Origin of the sequence: Neiella holothuriorum, assembly GCF_019457915.1 — a bacterium.
GTDB classification, from domain to species: domain Bacteria; phylum Pseudomonadota; class Gammaproteobacteria; order Enterobacterales; family Neiellaceae; genus Neiella; species Neiella holothuriorum.
In genome coordinates this window covers 153,554-170,751 of sequence record NZ_JAHZSS010000003.1, presented here as the reverse complement: position 1 = coordinate 170,751, position 17,198 = coordinate 153,554, and the positions used below count along the sequence as shown (strand labels likewise).

Below are 17,198 nucleotides of genomic sequence, written 5' to 3'. Positions count from 1 at the left end.
CGAATTATGGGTAATCCAACTGGATTTTTAAAAGTAGACCGCGCTCTGCCTGCAGATCGCGATCCGGCTGAGCGCCTAATTGACTGGTGCGAAGTTCATGAGCACATGCTCGAAGACGACATCAAGCAACAAGCGTCGCGTTGCATGGACTGTGGTGTGCCATTCTGTCAAAGCGGTAACAGCCGCTTTGCACCGAAGGTAGCTGGCTGCCCGGTGAACAACTTGATCCCTGAGTGGAACGATTTGATTTACCACGGCCGCTGGAAAGAAGCGATTCAGCGCCTCCACAAAACAAATAACTTCCCAGAGTTTACCGGCCGTGTGTGCCCTGCTCCTTGTGAAGGTTCATGTGTATTGGGTATCAATGCGCCACCGGTCACCATCAAGCATCACGAATACGCGATCATTGAGCGTGCATTCGAAGAAGGCTGGGTGGTTGCTGAGCCGCCTGCGGCACGCACCGGTAAAAAAGTAGCCATTGTTGGCTCTGGCCCTGCGGGTCTAGCTGCAGCTGCTCAGCTCAATAAAGCGGGTCACCTTGTGACGGTATATGAGCGAGCTGATCGCATTGGTGGCTTGTTGATGTATGGCATTCCAAACATGAAGTTGGAAAAGCACATCATTGACCGTCGCATCGATATTTTGAAAGAAGAAGGCATCACCTTCGTCACCAACACGGAAATTGGCAAAGATATTCCAGCCAAGCAGCTGCAAGACGAGTTTGATTCCGTGGTACTGGCCACAGGCGCCACTAAACCACGCGACTTGCCGGTAGAAGGTCGTGAACTGAACGGCGTTCACTTCGCCATGGAGTTCTTGGGTAAAAATACCAAGTCGCTGCTCGATTCACAGCACAAAGATGGCAACTACATCAATGCCGAAGGCAAGAATGTCGTGATCATCGGTGGTGGTGATACAGGTACTGACTGTGTTGGCACCTCACTGCGCCACAAATGTAACCATGTGGTTCAGCTTGAGATCATGCCAAAGCCAGTTGACGAACGCGCTCAGAACAACCCGTGGCCAGAATGGCCGAAGACCTTGTTGGTTGATTACGGTCAGTCTGAAGCCATTGCCATCCAAGGCGATGATCCACGTCATTACCAAGTGATGACCAAGAAGATTGAAGGCGATGAAAACGGCAACGTGAAAGCCGTTCACACCGTTGATATCAAGTGGGTTACCAACGATGCAGGCCAATTCGCGCCACAAGAAATTCCAGGCTCTGAAAAGGTTCTGAACGCAGACTTAGTGTTCTTGGCAATGGGCTTTACCGGCCCAGAAGCGGAAATTCTTGAGCAACTTAGCGTTGAGCAAGATGGCCGCAGTAATGCCAAAGCCGAATACAACGAATTCAACACCAATGTTGAAGGCGTGTTTGCTTGTGGTGACGCCCGTCGTGGTCAAAGTTTGATTGTTTGGGCGATTGACGAAGGTCGTCGCGCAGCACGAGAAGTTGATGCGTTTTTGATGGGTGAAAGTTATTTGCCTTAATTGCAAATTGCTTTCACAAGCATTGAATTGAAAAAGCCGCTCATTGAGCGGCTTTTTTGTTTATTTATCAACACCTAAACAACAGGTTTGGTAATGGTTGACTATAATGTGAAATGAAGAGGAACGCGGCCAACTGTTACGTGCCCTTGTTAATTTTCTTGCTAGCTTGAAAGTGCACTATTTTGGTTTTTACACCTAAATACTCATATGCAGCTGCAGCTTTAACCACTAATCCTTCGTCACGGCATAAGAGTAAGTGACAAAATGAAGCCACTCCTGCATGAGTCATATCGCTAGAAGATCTCACAAACCCTCTAGGGGTTTTCATGCCTGTATCTCTGTAATAGCCTAAGAAGTTTAGTTGGTGATAAATCCCGTTTACTTTTTCAGATAAAGTCTTTTCTCTATCGCCGTTTGCTTCAGAGGGCTGTGGTTTTACACCAAAGAATATATCAATGTCTAACTCTGGCCCTTCCATGCTTTTTTGTACTTTTTCAAATACCTTTTCAACTACATTCGGTGGTTCAATGTTTTTTAAGACTAATGCACCTAACCCAGTAGCAGCTTCAAAAGCTTTTACGGGAGATTGCTCCTGCCCATCTAACTCTCGACTAATTTGCTGATACTGTTCATTTAGTAAATCAGGTAGAGATTCGATTGCTGCTCTCATCTCTTCAGTGATAGAGTCTTGAACTGTGATATTCTTTAATGCATCGTTTAAGAGAACTTTAAGCTCCTCACTTCCCTTTACAAAAATATCGGAAAAGCTTTCATCGCTTCTTCCACCGTAAAACTTCTCTAACATTGATGTTAAGCCGTATCCATACTCAGGCATCGGGTCTTCATTTTCAATGAACCATTTCCAAACATCAAAGATATCGACGTCTTGAATTTTCGCTGAACCTGTTAGGAGGTTGCTCTCAAGGATCGGCTCTATAAACTTTGCTTTGAGTTGTTTCAATAGATTCAGAAATATATCCTCAGAACCTATTGACCTTTTTATCTCTTTTAGATTTTCATATGAATATATTGGAGTTAACTTTAACTCTCTGACTAGCTCTTTAATTTTATGAGGATCGCCTTTACGAATAGAATCTAGAATATTGTGATCTAAATACGCTAGTATTTCTTCGCCCATGACTCCCTTCTCCAAACTTCCATGAAAGCTAACCGTTTGTTAGCGTGACCTTACAAGCTTGCCAATCCTTGTAAGGGTAGTTTTAGGCTGCATTGTGCAGCACAAGTTAATTGCTAAACCATACCCTAATCTCGTTAGGTAGGGATCTGATACGCCTCAATATTTTATTTGTTGCGACATGTTCATCTGCTTGCGTTGAAATCAAGCTAAGGTTTCGCCCTAACGGCGACTTACTTTTCTTTGCTCACACAAAGAACAGTAAGCAAAAGAAAGTGTGCCCCAGCATTGGAAACCACTCACCCAACCTCAGGCGTACAAAAGTCACGCTTGAACGCGTTTAAACTCCCCCACCAAATCCAAACAATTCATGCACGACAAACAAGCGCTTTGTTTTGCGCTTGTTCCTGAGATTGGCTTCATGCCAATGAGGGGGATTGGGTGATCGAGCAATGTAGTTAAAATGAATCGCTGTTCTCCTTTTCCCGTCGCCATCGATGAGTAGCGCAGTGATCGAAAGGAAGAGCCGAGGACTGTTTGAGTCTTACGTTTTTTTGTAAGGCGAGTTCCGCAGGCGCTTTCGAGCGCGAGCAACACACTTATTCCGTACGGAAAGAGCCGAAGGCCGAGAGCGTCGGGATGGTTTGGGATTCTTAAGGCCCTTTGGCAGCAAAGGGTCTTAAGCTGCTGCCGGTCAGCACCGGCACGTAGATGAAGTCTATTTGATGAAAGGTGCCAGCCTGATAGCTAACGGGCATATCAAAATCAGATGTCGCCCTCACGGCGACTTACTTTTCTTTGCTCACACAAAGAACAGTAAGCAAAAGAAAGTGTGCCCCGGCATTGGTCAACATGAAACCAACCTCAGGCGCACAAAAGTCGCGCTTGAACACGTTTAAACTTACCCACCAAATCCAAACCACTTCATGCACGACAAACAAGCGCTTTGTTTTGCGCTTTTCCCTGAGTTTGGCTTCATGCCAATGACGGGGGTTCGGAAACCGAGCGCTGTTATCTAATCGGAGTGTGGTTTTCCTGTTCCCGTCGCCATCGATGAGTAGCGCAGAGCTCGAAAGGTAAAGCCGAGGACTGTTTGAGCCTTACGTTGTTTCAGTAAGGTGAGTTCCGCAGGCGCTTTCGAGCGCGAGCAACACAATGAAGCCAAAGGCCGAGAGCGTCGGGATGTCGGGGGATTTTTAAGGGGCTTTGACAAGAAAGCCCCTTGAACTGCTGCCGGTCAGCACCGGCACGTCAATGAAGTCTATTTGAAATGGGGTGTTTGCCCGATAGCTCTCAAGCGAAATCAAGATCTGGTTTCGCCACTCTTTTGCAAAGAAAGGCGACTTACTTTTCTTTGCTCACACAAAGAACAGTAAGCAAAAGAAAGTGTGCCCCGGCATTGGCCAACATGAAACCAACCTCAGGCGCACAAAAGTCGCGCTTGAACACGTTTAAACTCGCCCACCAAATCCAAACCAGTTCATGCACGACAAACAAGCGCTTGGTTTTGTGCTTGTTCCTGAGCTTGGCCTCATGCCAATAACGGGGATTTGAAGATCGAGCGCTGATTTGAATTAGCGTTCACACTTCGACAAGCTCAGTGCGAACGGGGAATTTTTGGGTTAGTCATCCATCGAACCGCTAGAAAAAGCGCTAAGCACAGAGCTCGAACACCGTTCATACTGAGGTATCAAATATGAACATTTAACTATTCCCCATACCAATCGCCCTTCGTCAGCGCCGATTAACAATCCTTTGTTGATGATGGCGAGAATGGATTCGAGCCAAGGTTGTGTTGCGCCATGGACGGCGCATCACAAACGGTCATCTAATGAGGAATGTTGTTAAGCGGATTCACGCTGACGTAGGGCTGGTTTTGGATTCTTAAGGCCCTTTGCCAGCAAAGGGTCTTAAGCTGCCGCCGGTCAGCACCGGCACGTCAATGAAGTCAATTTGGTGGCTAATGTTAGCCCGATAGCTCAACAGCTTAAATATCACCACGCGTTCACATTTCGACAAGCTCAATGCGAACGGGTAAGGCAAATTCAAACCACGAACCTATAAGACTCTCGAGCTTTCGTAACGCCTGTGCTTAGCCGGGCGAAGGGAGCTTGTCGAAACATAAACGCACAAAACAAAAAATCCCGCTCACACCTATGCATGAGCGGGATTTAGAACAACAACGACGGTTTGATTAGTACATCAAATCAAGCTTGAGGTTTTGAACAATGGTGATCTCACCTGATTCAACAACTTTGTTATCAACAGGCTTTTGATCTTTCTCACCCCACAACACAGCTACTAATTCTACAGGGTTGTTTTTGAAGGTATTCCCCTTGAGCGTCACGTTTACAATACCGTGGTTTTTGATCAGTAGATTCTGAGCTTGATCCTTACCTGAATTGGTCACCACATTGTTTTTGAACACTAGGTTTCCACCAATGGTTGACTCGTCATACCCACCGCGGTGGTAGTCAACAATCATACCTTCAACAGAGTCGAAGCTAGAGTTGGTAATGGTTAAGTGCTCAACATTGTAGGTACCACGGTTTTGCGTTTCTTTGTTCAACATAAAGCCATTGTTGAGGTCCGTGAACGTCGAGTTTTCTACCAAAATAGTGTCGGCAAACGAACCTCGTGATACGTCTAGTACATTGTCAAAGTGCGATAGCTCTGAGTTAGTGATAGCAACGTCATAAGCCTTCGACATGTACTTATCTAGCGTGCTAATCGCATTTTGCTGACCGTTACCCTGCATCACCACAGCGTCTAGGTGCAGATTGCCTTTAGGTAACATCAAGAATGCAGTATTTGCCGCGGTAACGTTTAACGTTGCTTTTTGCTTCGCATCGCTCGATTTAATGAGGATCTGCTTGTTGATTTCAATTGGTTGATCGATCGTGTAATGCGCAGCGGTCAGTTCAACAACGTCACCAGATTGAGCAGCAGCAACAGCGGCAATCAACTCGGCACTATTTGATGCTTTAATGACGCTAGCTTCTCGAGCTTCTTGTGCTGTTGAGAACCAAGATGGACCAAAGTTTTCACGATCAAACAACGCTTCACCAGAATTAGCATCGCTCGCAATAGCACCTACTCTATTGCCATTTGCACGCTCATTGCCCAACAAGTCAGTGGTGATCTTGTCAAAGCCAAAGCCATGGTAAAACGCTTCGCGACTTAGACCCGGCACCATCAGGTAATCGGATAGAGCCGTCATGCTAAGGTTTTGTTTAGCAATACCTTCTTCGCCAACTGAGGACTTGTTTGCATGGTTAGAAACGTTGTTGACGAACTTGATGCCATCCACTTCGTCGTAGCTGTGAATTGGGTATTCGGCCTTTTCGCTATTGTAAATTAGATTGTTTGCGAACACTGTGCGATCAGGGCGCGCCGAGCGGATCTCAGATGGCGGCAACACGTCACTTTGCTCGACGTTTGAACCCACGCTGAAATGCCAAGGCGTTGCTGTTTCAACCCAGGTGTTATAGGCAACGACCACATCAGTCACTTGGTTGTAGCGATTCAACGGTGAGTATGGAATACCGTTCATGACCGCAATTGGCGCTCTAAATTGTTCGCCCTTGAGCTTGTAAAAGTAGTTATTGGTGATCCAGTGGCCAGTGTTAATGACTCGAATCCCGCCCATATGCTCGTTCTCGCCGTCACCAATGAAAATATTGCCGTCGATGTTTGAGTAGTTGCCATGGCGCAATACTAACGAGCCTTCACTTTCAAAAAAGACATTATTCTTAAATTGATTGTGATTCGATTTGCTTGAAATAATCTCTACTTCGCCATTGTTGTATTCGAACAAATTGTTCTCAATATTGGTGTACGAAGGCGCCATAGACGTATAGCTACTGCCAACTTGAATGGTTTCGCCTGCAGGGCCACCCTGGCGAGGTTTATGGCCAAAATAGTTATTAGTAATTTGGTGATGATTATGGATGTGCTCATTGCCTTTTAGCTCAACCATAATAGTTGGACCTGGGCTCGATTTACCGGCAATAAAATTATTGCTGATTTCGTTGTGTTGGCCCCAAAGCGCGATCCATTGATCTCTAATTTCGCGGTCTTTTTGAGTAAATTCTTCAATCACGTTATTGGTGAACTTAGAGTTATAAGCAACGCGCTCATCATCAATTTTGAAACTAACCACAACCTTACTTGGCGTGTAGCCATTGCGGAAATGGAGGCCTTCCACATTAAGGTAAGAGCCACCAATTTGTAGGTTTGATAAGCCTTCGATGAACACCTCACCCGGCGTTTCAGCTTTTAAGGTAATTGGCTTGTCTTCAGTACCTTCGCCGTAAAAGACGATATTCATGTCGTTATAGGTGCCGTTTTTTAAGATGAGATTGTCACCAGCCACCGCTTTTTTAATGGCGGCTTTAAGACTTTTATCATCTTCGATAAAAATATCCTTTGCTAGCAAGACATTTGACGTGGTGAGTAACACTAAACCAATGCTTAAAAATCGCTTTTTCATAGTTAAATAGCCCTTTATATAAATTCTGATTATTGGCATACGGTGTTATGGTCCACAGCCAACCTGCTAGGTCTCTTGGCGCTAAAATCTTTACGCCGAACGACAATGTGGGCAATGCTAATTTAACAACCTGAACGAATATTGAATGGGCAAAGTACAGTCCTTGCTTGGGGGTGGCAGCGGCCTTATTCATGTTAAAAGCGTGATGCAGATCTTGTTTTTCGGCGGGTGCACAGCGGTGCTGTTGGGCGCATTCACTAAGCCACGTTCAATATTCACAATCAGAACAGATGCAGAACAAGCCCTTAAATTTGCGAGGAACGATCCAAACAGTGGTGCTAAAAACCATCTCCCAACCGCAATGACTTCCAGCGCATGCTGCGTTACTCTTTGAAGCAAATCGGCGAGCCGCAACGCTTCCCTTAATCTGAATGAGCTATAACCACAATGAGCTACACGTTGAAAACCATCCCTGCACTGTTTGCGACACTCGCCGTTTTAGTAACCTTATCGGGCTGTAGCGAGCAGCCAACCGAAGCAGAAATTCAAGCCAACTTGGCAACATCGTTAAAGTGGCTGGAGCGCAACAAACTGCAACCCGGCGTGCAACAAACGCCAGAAGGTCTGCAATATCGCGTTGTGGAAGCAACTGAAGGCTGCGCAATTGATGCGAATCACCCTGTCACTGTTCATTACGAGGGCCGCTTAGCCGTTGATAATCAAGTATTCGACAGCAGTTACTTACGTGATAAACCCGCAACCTTTGCATTAGGCAGCGTCATTCAAGGCTGGACCATTGGTGTACCTATGATGAAACTAGGGGAAAAGTGGGAGCTATATATTCCGCCTGAATTAGCGTACGGACGCAAAGGTAGCCGAGCACCGATTGGGCCGAATATGGCTTTGACGTTCACCGTAGAATTGCTTGAAGCTCGCTGCCTCTGATTAACGTATTGGGTGTTAATCGCTCGAGTTTCCGATGGATGCTGGCGGCTACACGGCAGTAAACTGACGGCCAAATGCATCTATTGCATAAGGACTTTCTGTTTCATCACACTTTAGCCAATTTCCTTGTACACCCTTGCGCCAACTGACTAATCTTAACGAAACAGCATTTAATAATTAGTCAGCGTGGCGTTTAAAAAACGGCTTGGTACTTGGCTTTAGTTTCATCAGTTAAACGCTATCAGTAATCCCCGAAGTAGGCAGTGCATGGTAAAAGGCATTAGCAATATCGTTATTTTGTGTTTTGCACTTCTCACTCAAGTTGCGAATGCAAGCGATGTTGTTGTTGTTTCTAGCTACCACCATGCAAACAGTTGGACCAACAAATGCTTAACGGGCATTTACGGCGTACTCTCCCCCGATTATCAGCTCGCTACGTTTTATCTCGACACCAAACGTTTACCAAAAGCACAACACCAACAACAGGCATTGAAAGCACTCGACTTCATTGAACAGCAACAGCCCAAGCTTGTTATGTTGGGAGATGACAACGCCATTCGTCTATTAGAGCCAACCTTAATTGCACGCAATATTCCTGTGGTTTACTACGGCCTGAACAATAATCCGCGGGAAGTGTTTGATGACAGCCGCCAATTGCTGCTCCATAGCGTTGGCGTGTTAGAGCGGCGTCAGCTCGAACCCGTTGCTCGGTTAATTCAATCCATCGTGCCGGCAACCAACAATCGTATTTTGATCATAATGGACAATAGCGCGACGACAGAGGCCAATTTAAATTACGTATACGGGGGTAAACAACAGATCACCTGGGGTACGATGCGGGTCGACATCAAGGTGTTTGATCGCTATCAAGATTGGCAAGTTGCGGTAAAACATGCGCCGGAGCAATACGACGCCATCATCGTCCAAAATTATTTCACACTAAAAGGCAAAGACGCCCGGGTCATTCCAGAAAACGAGGTGATCAGGTGGATGAGTCAACACAGTAAAGTGCCCGTATTTTCCTCTAGTATCGCGTCAGTGGGTCCTGGCAAACTCGTAGGTGCGATAGCGATTAATAGCGAAAATCACGGTGCCACAGCCGCATTAATGGCCAAACAAATACTCAATGGCGAGACACCGCCGCCTTACAAAAACAGCGAATTAACCGAGTACTATTTCAGTAAAGCCGAGTTGGATCGCTATCAGTTAAGCTTACCACCCGCCCTCGCGAAAAAAGCCAGCTTCAATTAAGCCTCAAGCACTAGCTAGCTGCGCACTTTATCATTCCAACGCTTATTGCCTGATTCAAGGGCGCTCGTTGTGTCGACAATTCATACTATCCAATCGTTATGATCGGTATCACACCGTGCTATGTCTCCATTGATCATTACGCGCTAACATGACTTAATGATGTAATGACGTCATCATTTCATTAAGTCACTTTCATGGCCAAAGACAAAAACAGTAAGGACGGTAAGAAAAACACATCCTTGCGGCTCGAATCGAAAACGCTCAAAGCCCTTAAAATTCGAGCGATCGAAGAAGACACGTCGGTTCAACAAATCATAGAAAAACTGATCAACAATTATTTAGACGGCGACAAGAAAAAGAAATAATGAACGCATCGTTTGTATACCAAGTTGAAGCCAAAACACTCAACACTGGGCTAACGAGTCAGTTGGGTAAGAAGCTAGGCAAATATCGCCTAGCGCTTGATGTACCTGAACACACCGCCGATGTGCAGCTGTATGACTGCTTTGATCAAACCATTCAGCAATCAAATCGCGTGTTATACCGCTCCAATGATCAGCTAACACTCATCAGTCAAAATGGTTTAGCCATCACCCAACCTTGCGATCAGCCAGTCAACTTTGTTGCCAAACTGGCCCCTGGCCAAGTTAAGACTGAGCTTGCTGATGTGTCGCCGCTACGGGCGTTACTTGCCGGTACTAAGGGGCTGCAAAAATCAGTTCAAGGCAAATTACTTGATGGCAATGCCAAGACCGTTGCTCGATTATCCATCCAATGTTGGGCGGCTAGCCCAGACAGCAACTGGCATTGTTTCATTACGTTTGAGCCCGTGCGTGGCTATGTCAAAGCTCAACAAGCGGTGCTTAAAGCACTTGCCAATAATAAAGCGCTGCAACCACATCAAGTTTTATCGCCAACATTAATTTTTAACGCCTTGGGCTATATCCCAAGTGGCTACGATCCAAAGCCAACGCTTCATTTTAAAGGCAAACCCAACGCGATTACCGTAGCAAGCCAAATCATTCATACCTACATTGATGTAGCTCGAGCTAACGAAGCTGGCGTTATTGCCGATTATGACACTGAATTTTTGCACGATTACCGCGTTTCATTGCGCAAAGTAAGGTCAGTGCTCAGCCTGTTCAAAGGGGTTTATTCGGCACCGCAAACCATCAGCTTGAAGCAAGCGTTTTCCGAGCACATGAATCCAACGGGGCAACTACGTGATTTGGATGTTTACTTGCTCGAAAAGGATCGCTTCTACAGCTTGCTCCCGGCGTCGCTGCATCAAGGGCTTGATTTGATGTTTACCCAATTCGAGAAAGAACGCGCAGCGCACCATCACAAGCTCAGTAAACGCTTTGCTAGCCAAGCCTATCAACAAGCAATGGCAGCACTATCCGCTCAATTTTCAGCGAATAGCAACGTAATTAAACCTGGGCCACAGGCAAAACATTTAGCGGCGAGTTATGCCCAAACATTGATATGGAAGCGATATCAAAAGGTATGCAAGATTGCCCGCGCGATTGATGCGCAAACGCCTGATGAACAAATCCATGAGCTGCGTATTGATTGCAAAAAACTACGCTACTTGATGGAGTTTTTTGCCCCACTCTTTGCGGCTAAATCGATTAAGGCACTCATCAAATCACTCAAAGTTCTGCAAGAAACCCTTGGCCTATTTAATGATTACTCAGTGCAGCAAGAAAGCTTGCAGGCATATTTGGCAACACATGCCAACAAAGGCACAGCACAACATATTGCCATCGCGCAGAGTGTTGGCGCGCTGCGCTCAGTATTGAGCCATAAACAACAACAAGAACGCGATCAGGTCGTTGCCAAGTTTGCAGACTTTGACAATGACACCACGCGAAATGAATTCCGGCAGTTATTTAAGCAACAGGAATCGTCATGAAAATCATTGCCTGCTACAGCAATAAAGGCGGTGTTGGTAAGACCGCCACTTCGGTTAATTTAGCCCACGCCCTGGCCTTATCGGGTAAACGAACCTTACTGTGCGACCTCGATCCTCAGGGCGCGTCGGGGTTCTATTACCGCGTTAAACCGTCAAAGAAATTGCAACACGATGCATTTTTTAAAGACGTCGATAAATTCACCAAATCAATTCGCGGTAGCGACTTTGAGCTGCTCGATGTATTGCCGGCCAATATGACTTATCGTGATTTTGATATTTTTCTGTCGCGCATGAAGAACAGTCGTTCACGTCTGAAAAAAGCATTGAAAGCCGTTAACAATGACTACGATGTGGTGTTGCTCGACTGCCCGCCTAACATTTCAACGTTATCAGAAAGCGTGTTCAAAGCCGCCGATCACATAGTGGTACCGGTGATCCCCAGCACCCTTTCGGAACGCACTTATGAGCAATTACTAACGTTTTTCGATGAGCATAAACTCGGTAAGAAAAAGCTCATCCCTGTCTTTTCTATGGTGCAACGGGCAAAAAAATTGCATCTGGAAACCATGGAGAGAATGCACAAACGCTATAAAAAAACGTTTTTAAACGCTTATGTTCCTTTTTCAACGGATGTTGAAAAAATGGGAGTTCATCGTGCGCCAGTATTAGATTTTGCACGAAACCGCCCTGCCGCCAAAGCCTATTGCGCGATTTGGGAAGAACTGAAGCAGCGCATATAACCTGTTCTGTAAGAGGTCATAACCATGTCTCAACAGCAAGAAGTAGAACGCAAATTTCTGGTTAAAGAGCTGCCAGATCTCGCAAATGCTGACCAAACCAGCATTCGTCAAGGTTACCTCACACAACCAGATGACTCGGTTGAGGTTCGCATTCGGCAAAAAGGCAGTAAATATTTTATGACCCTTAAGTCTGGCGAGGGGTTAGTACGAAACGAAAATGAAATGACCATTAGTGAGCAGCAGTTTGTTCAATTATGGCCCAACACCATTGGTCAGCGTGTTGAGAAAACACGTTGGAAGGGCAAGTTGGATAACAATTTGTGCTTTGAATTGGATGTGTTTGAAGGGGCTTTGGCACCACTTCGCTTAGTAGAAGTTGAATTTGAAAGTGTTGAGCAAACTGATGACTTTGAGGTTCCGACATGGTTTGGCCAAGACGTGACGCACATAAAAGGATACAAAAACAAAGCATTAGCAACCGATGGCATACCATTAATTGCTTGACGGCTGAATTGCTTGAGCGCTGAGCTGAATAACACAAGCGGCGGCGCTACAAATAGGGCGTAGGCCCTAGTTTGAAGGCGCTCACCACGCTAGCACAACCGTGCTGGTAACCGCCTCCACCAGCAAAAGCCAGAGTAAGATCCGCTGTCAAAAGCCTGTCGTGTGCAAGGGGTTATAACGATCACCGTAACGTCTTAATTGGACGTTACTATGTAGCGCTCGAATCAATCCGTGTATTAGATGACCATGATGGGTCATTGATTCACCCACTTAGCTAACTACCAAGGAACAGGTTTTAAACTATGCCGTTGTCGAGCTCGCTTCGCGCTAATCTTCGTTTTTTACTGGTTGAAGTTACCAACCAGTTGCGCCAACTCGCCCAGTACTTTGACAATGAATCCATCATCACCGCCCAGCAGATCATTCAGCGCAGCGGTTACGCGTATTCGCTCAAACAGCGCATTCAGAACGGCTGCACCATGCAGCTGGCACAAGGTAAGTCGACCGACACTCTCACGCTTCGCGCTGTCACCACCATCGCCCATGATCTGGAACGATTAACAGAATTATGCCGCGACTGCGTTCAACAACTCGGCTATTTGCGCCGTTCACACCGGCTTGATCTAACCGTGTTCCAGCCTCTGTTAAGGCAGGTGATTAAAAGCACTGGGCGAATCGAAGCGGCACTTGTGGATCGCAATACCGACTTGGCACTAAAACTCGGTGAAAGCGAGAGTAAACTCGGCGCGTCGTACCAAAAGTTATTGAAAAAATACACTCAACAGCTAAAGCAAAAGAAACACACGGAAGATTTAGTGACGGGTTTGTTCGTTGCCCACAGCATTGAACAAATGGGCAATGCATTGCTGAGCATTAGCGAGTCCATTATTTCCAGCAACATTGGCCAGCCTATGGACGTTCAGCGTTTTTATTCGCTTCGCGATTCACTAAGTGACTGGCTAGAAACCGACGTGCTAGCCAACCTCGACATCCAGCCACTTGCTGAAACCCGCTCTGGCTCAGGCATCTCGTCAGTCAATGTCCGCGATTCAAACGATGATCAGCATGTCGCAATTTTTAAAGATGGCGAACGCCGCAAGCTTAAAGAAGAGCTACAAGGCGTTGAGCGCTGGCACGAGATCTACCCCGGTGTGGCACCGCAAGTTTTTAACTACAAAAAGTCCGGTGACAAAGCCGCGCTGTTGATTGAACACTTACAAGGCATGACCTTTGAACAAGTGGTGCTGCAGTCATCGCAAGCAGAGATGGATAAGGCCATGGCGACGCTAGCAGCGACGCTCACAAACATTTGGGATGAAACGCATCGCCCGCAACCATCGCCCGCTCAATTTATGGCGCAAATGCAGAAACGGCTCAGCAGTGTTTATCAAATTCACCCGGATTTTCAGCAAGGTAAACAACACATCGGTCAACATACAAAGCCAAGTATGAACCAGTTGATTAAGCAGGCCCAACAACTCGAATCAGCCCACCCGCCGCCCTTTAGTGTGTTTATTCATGGTGACTTTAATATCGACAACGTCATTTTTGAACCGGAACAAAAGCGCATTAACTTCATCGATTTACATCGCTCAGAGTACTTTGATTACGTCCAAGATGTATCGGTATTCATGGTCTCGAATTATCGTTTGCAGGTACTAGAAACTGAGTTTCGCCAACGGGTTCGCTATCAAGCCCTTGGCTTGTATCAGGTTGCAGCTAGTTATGCTGCACAACGCAACGATAACAGCTTTGAGATTCGTTTAGCGCTCGGTTTAGCGCGGTCGTTCGCCACATCGACGCGTTTTATTCTCGATAAGACCATGGCGCGCCGTATGTTCTATCGGGCAAGATACATACTTGAATATTTGCTAAGAGCTGATTTGGCAAAACCTAATCAGTTTAAATTGCCGCTCAAGGAGCTGTTTAGTGATTGATTTAAAAGTTGGCGTGATCGGTTTACCGGGTAAATGGTCGACCGAAGCATTAGCTGATGCGGTTGAACACGCCACGGGTTTTCGCCACGTCATTGATATGGCGGAGCTGCGTGCAGATTTAACCACCGGCGCGGTATATGCCGGCGCGACTAAAATCTCCGACTATGACGCACTATTGGTTAAGAAAATCAGTGCAGAATACAACCCGAATACCCTCGATCGACTCGAACTACTGCGTTGGTGTGAGCATCAAGGCGTGCGGGTTATGAGCCCAGCCTTAAACATTTTGCGCCTTATCGATCGATTAAGCTGTACGGTCACTTTACGTCAGCACCAGATCCCAATGCCACCCACCACTATCACCGAGTCCATCGATGCCGCGATGAACGCAGTCGAGCAATATGGTAGCGCCATCTTCAAGCCACTGTATTCAACCAAAGCACGCGGAATGGTGGTTATTGACAACTCGATGAATCAACAGCAGCGCAGGCAACATATTGAGTCATTCAAGCAACAGAACCCAATGATGTATATCCAGCAAAAATTGGATTTATCAGGCCGAGATATGGGGTTGGTGTTTCTCGGTGGCGAATACTTAGGCGCATATGCGCGCGTTGCGCAAACTGATTCGTGGAACACCACGATTCACAGCGGCGGAAAATACCAAGCGGCTTCGCTCAGTGAGGACGTCATTGAAATGGCCTTCCGCGCGCAACAACCATTTGGTATGGACTTCACGACCGTTGATGTCGCCGAAACCGCAACCGGACCAGTGGTATTTGAAGTTTCCGCGTTTGGCGGTTTTCGAGGCGCTAAAGACGGCATCGGCATAGACGCAGCCAAGCGCTATGTTGACTATGCCATCAATCAACTCAAGCCGTGTTAAATCGGTTTTTTAAAGAGAATGACATGAGCTTTCCTGCCACCGCCCAAGACGCTGCAACTACTTTCATTGAGCAACATACAATGGCCGATCAACGGTTATTGCTGACACTACCAGGCATGACCATTGATGTTGTCTCCAACCAGCTCAAATTGCTTGAGGAGTTAGCTGACTACTTTCGTCACGTTGCAACGCTAAAACCCGCCAAACAAGCACTATCAACCGATGGTTCAAGCGATACGGCCGCAACAATCGTTTGCATAGAGCACGCAAACGTTGAGTTAGATGTGGCCTGGCAACAGTGGCAGCGTGAAGCCGGCAAAACTGGTCGAAAAGATGCCTTTTATCCGTTAGAAGATGGCCGTTTACTGTTTAAAGTCAGAACCGGCATGGTGTTCTTGCAGAGTTTGACTTACCGAATTGCTATTGGCCCTTGCTTGGCCAATAGTAATCAAATTATCAATTTCATTAATAATCAATACATCAATAAGTTGCAACAGTCAGACTGGCTAATTGGCCACGCTGCAGCGGTAACATCCGGTAGTAAAGGCATGGCGTTTTGTGGCTTTTCCGGTGGCGGCAAAAGCACCAGCATGCTGCATTTGATGGCTAACGGGCGCTATCAATTTGTTAGCAATGATCGGCTATTTATTCGCCGTGAACACGGCCAATTACAATGTAGAGGCATTCCTAAGTTACCGCGGATCAATCCCGGCACCATTATTAATAACCCCGCACTATTGCCGATCATCAATGAACAACAGGCGGTCCGTTATAAGGCGATGCACACCAATGAACTCTGGCCACTCGAAGAAAAGTTCGATGCCGACGTCATTCGATTATTTGGTGCCAACAGAATTAACCACGCCAGTTCATTAGATTTTTTGGTGATCCTCAATTGGCAACCGAGCAACGCTAGCCCCTGTACTATCACTCAGGTAGATATTGCCAAGCGTCACGATTTACTGCCGGCGCTTATGAAATCGCCGGGGCCATTTTATCAGGATCAAACAGGCAAATTTTTAGCCAATGGGGCCGACGTGCTTACCGACAAAGCGTTACAGCAAGTCTATATTGATGCACTGCAAGGCTGCGAGGTATATGAAGTCAGTGGCGGCGTTAATTTCGAACAACTCCTCGAACACTGTCAGCGCCTTTTAGACTAAGCCGTAATGGACAAGCTGATGAAACCCACTCAACCACCGCGTTTGCCGCCCAACAGCTCAATCATTGGGTTGATCCGTCATGGTGACTATCAACAACACGTTGGCGCCCCCAGCGCATTCCAGCCTCATCCATTAACTGAGCTTGGACAACAACAATCACAGCAATTAGCCGATTCAATTGAGGCTTTCGTTACCAAATGGCAAGTCCGACTTAACCCTAAATGGCACACCTCTGTGCTCCTAAGGGCATGGCAAACCGCCACTATTTGCGCCAATCAACTAACCGATCACGGGACTTCGACACTGATAGAAACAGCGCAATTAGGGGAACGTTGTGTGGGCAACTTAGCCAATCTGACAACGGCTGAAATTGAAGCAGCTATCGCCTCCGATCCGCGTTATTCCGCGCCACCCAAAGGATGGAAATCCGATAGCGATTACTGCTTGCCCTACCCCGGCGCGGAATCATTAATGATGGCAGGCCAACGGGTAGCCAATTACATCAATGAGCAAGCCATGGAGGCGCCCGCGAACGGCCTAACTTTGTTCTTCGGCCATGGCGCTGCATTTCGCCATGCCGCCTACCTTACTGGCGCGTTGGAGCGTCATCAAATTGCCAAACTAAGCATGTACCATGCGTCGGTTGTATTTTTTGCCGTACTACCCGGCGGCCAATGGCAACATATCGATGGCGAGTGGAAAATACGCCTTGTTTCTGAATCCTTTACTGATTGAC

General features: G+C 46.7%; 15 protein-coding genes. 11 read left to right on the top strand and 4 right to left on the bottom strand.

Annotated features, from left to right (window positions below; translation table 11 throughout):
* Positions 1 to 6 precede the first annotated feature (6 nt).
* Positions 7 to 1,494 (top strand): glutamate synthase subunit beta, encoded by a 1,488-nt coding sequence (locus K0504_RS04320; protein ID WP_220102932.1) that lies wholly within the window; start codon positions 7 to 9, stop codon positions 1,492 to 1,494.
* A gap of 136 nt (positions 1,495 to 1,630) precedes the next feature.
* Here the strand turns inward: K0504_RS04320 and K0504_RS04315 are convergent, their stop codons facing one another.
* The 4 genes from K0504_RS04315 to K0504_RS04305 all read right to left on the bottom strand — a co-directional run bounded on the left by K0504_RS04315 (position 1,631) and on the right by K0504_RS04305 (position 7,121).
* Positions 1,631 to 2,632 (bottom strand): hypothetical protein, encoded by a 1,002-nt coding sequence (locus K0504_RS04315; RefSeq protein WP_220102931.1) that lies wholly within the window; start codon positions 2,630 to 2,632, stop codon positions 1,631 to 1,633.
* Between the two features lie 650 nt (positions 2,633 to 3,282).
* Complete coding sequence (locus K0504_RS18480) at positions 3,283 to 3,411, bottom strand: hypothetical protein (RefSeq protein WP_264082955.1); 129 nt, start codon at positions 3,409 to 3,411, stop codon at positions 3,283 to 3,285.
* Between the two features lie 1,102 nt (positions 3,412 to 4,513).
* Positions 4,514 to 4,678 (bottom strand): hypothetical protein, encoded by a 165-nt coding sequence (locus tag K0504_RS04310; RefSeq protein WP_220102930.1) that lies wholly within the window; start codon positions 4,676 to 4,678, stop codon positions 4,514 to 4,516.
* 145 nt (positions 4,679 to 4,823) lie between these two features.
* The gene (locus K0504_RS04305) at positions 4,824 to 7,121 is read right to left on the bottom strand and encodes a chondroitinase-B domain-containing protein (RefSeq protein WP_220102929.1); all 2,298 of its coding nucleotides are present in this window, start codon (positions 7,119 to 7,121) and stop codon (positions 4,824 to 4,826) included.
* A 459-nt stretch (positions 7,122 to 7,580) separates the two neighbouring features.
* Here K0504_RS04305 and K0504_RS04300 point away from each other — a divergent pair, with 459 nt between their 5' ends.
* From K0504_RS04300 to K0504_RS04255, 10 genes are all read left to right on the top strand, one after another.
* A complete protein-coding gene (locus tag K0504_RS04300) occupies positions 7,581 to 8,066 on the top strand; it encodes an FKBP-type peptidyl-prolyl cis-trans isomerase (RefSeq protein ID WP_225917957.1) in 486 nt (161 codons plus the stop codon).
* 267 nt (positions 8,067 to 8,333) lie between these two features.
* A complete protein-coding gene (locus K0504_RS04295) occupies positions 8,334 to 9,317 on the top strand; it encodes an ABC transporter substrate-binding protein (RefSeq protein WP_220102928.1) in 984 nt (327 codons plus the stop codon).
* A gap of 194 nt (positions 9,318 to 9,511) precedes the next feature.
* Positions 9,512 to 9,682, top strand: coding sequence for a ribbon-helix-helix protein, CopG family (locus K0504_RS04290; protein ID WP_220102927.1), 171 nt, complete (start codon positions 9,512 to 9,514; stop codon positions 9,680 to 9,682).
* Entirely contained in the window at positions 9,682 to 11,232 is a 1,551-nt protein-coding gene (locus K0504_RS04285) for a CHAD domain-containing protein (RefSeq protein ID WP_220102926.1), read from the top strand. The genes K0504_RS04290 and K0504_RS04285 overlap by 1 nt, the downstream gene beginning before the upstream one ends.
* The gene (locus K0504_RS04280; protein ID WP_220102925.1) at positions 11,229 to 11,972 is read left to right on the top strand and encodes a ParA family protein; all 744 of its coding nucleotides are present in this window, start codon (positions 11,229 to 11,231) and stop codon (positions 11,970 to 11,972) included. The genes K0504_RS04285 and K0504_RS04280 overlap by 4 nt, the downstream gene beginning before the upstream one ends.
* Positions 11,973 to 11,996: 24 nt before the next feature.
* Positions 11,997 to 12,476, top strand: a complete 480-nt coding sequence (locus K0504_RS04275; protein WP_220102924.1) for a CYTH domain-containing protein — start codon at positions 11,997 to 11,999, stop codon at positions 12,474 to 12,476.
* 302 nt (positions 12,477 to 12,778) lie between these two features.
* Positions 12,779 to 14,413 carry an aminoglycoside phosphotransferase family protein gene (locus K0504_RS04270; RefSeq protein WP_220102923.1) on the top strand — a complete coding sequence of 545 codons (1,635 nt, stop codon included), beginning with the start codon at positions 12,779 to 12,781 and terminating at the stop codon, positions 14,411 to 14,413.
* Positions 14,406 to 15,299 (top strand): GAK system ATP-grasp enzyme, encoded by an 894-nt coding sequence (locus tag K0504_RS04265; protein WP_220102922.1) that lies wholly within the window; start codon positions 14,406 to 14,408, stop codon positions 15,297 to 15,299. Before K0504_RS04270 ends, K0504_RS04265 begins: the two co-directional genes overlap by 8 nt.
* Before the next feature lie 23 nt (positions 15,300 to 15,322).
* Positions 15,323 to 16,462, top strand: coding sequence for an HprK-related kinase B (locus K0504_RS04260; RefSeq protein WP_220102921.1), 1,140 nt, complete (start codon positions 15,323 to 15,325; stop codon positions 16,460 to 16,462).
* Positions 16,463 to 16,480: 18 nt separating this feature from the next.
* A complete protein-coding gene (locus K0504_RS04255; RefSeq protein ID WP_220102920.1) occupies positions 16,481 to 17,197 on the top strand; it encodes a histidine phosphatase family protein in 717 nt (238 codons plus the stop codon).
* The last annotated feature ends 1 nt before the right edge of the window (position 17,198 follow it).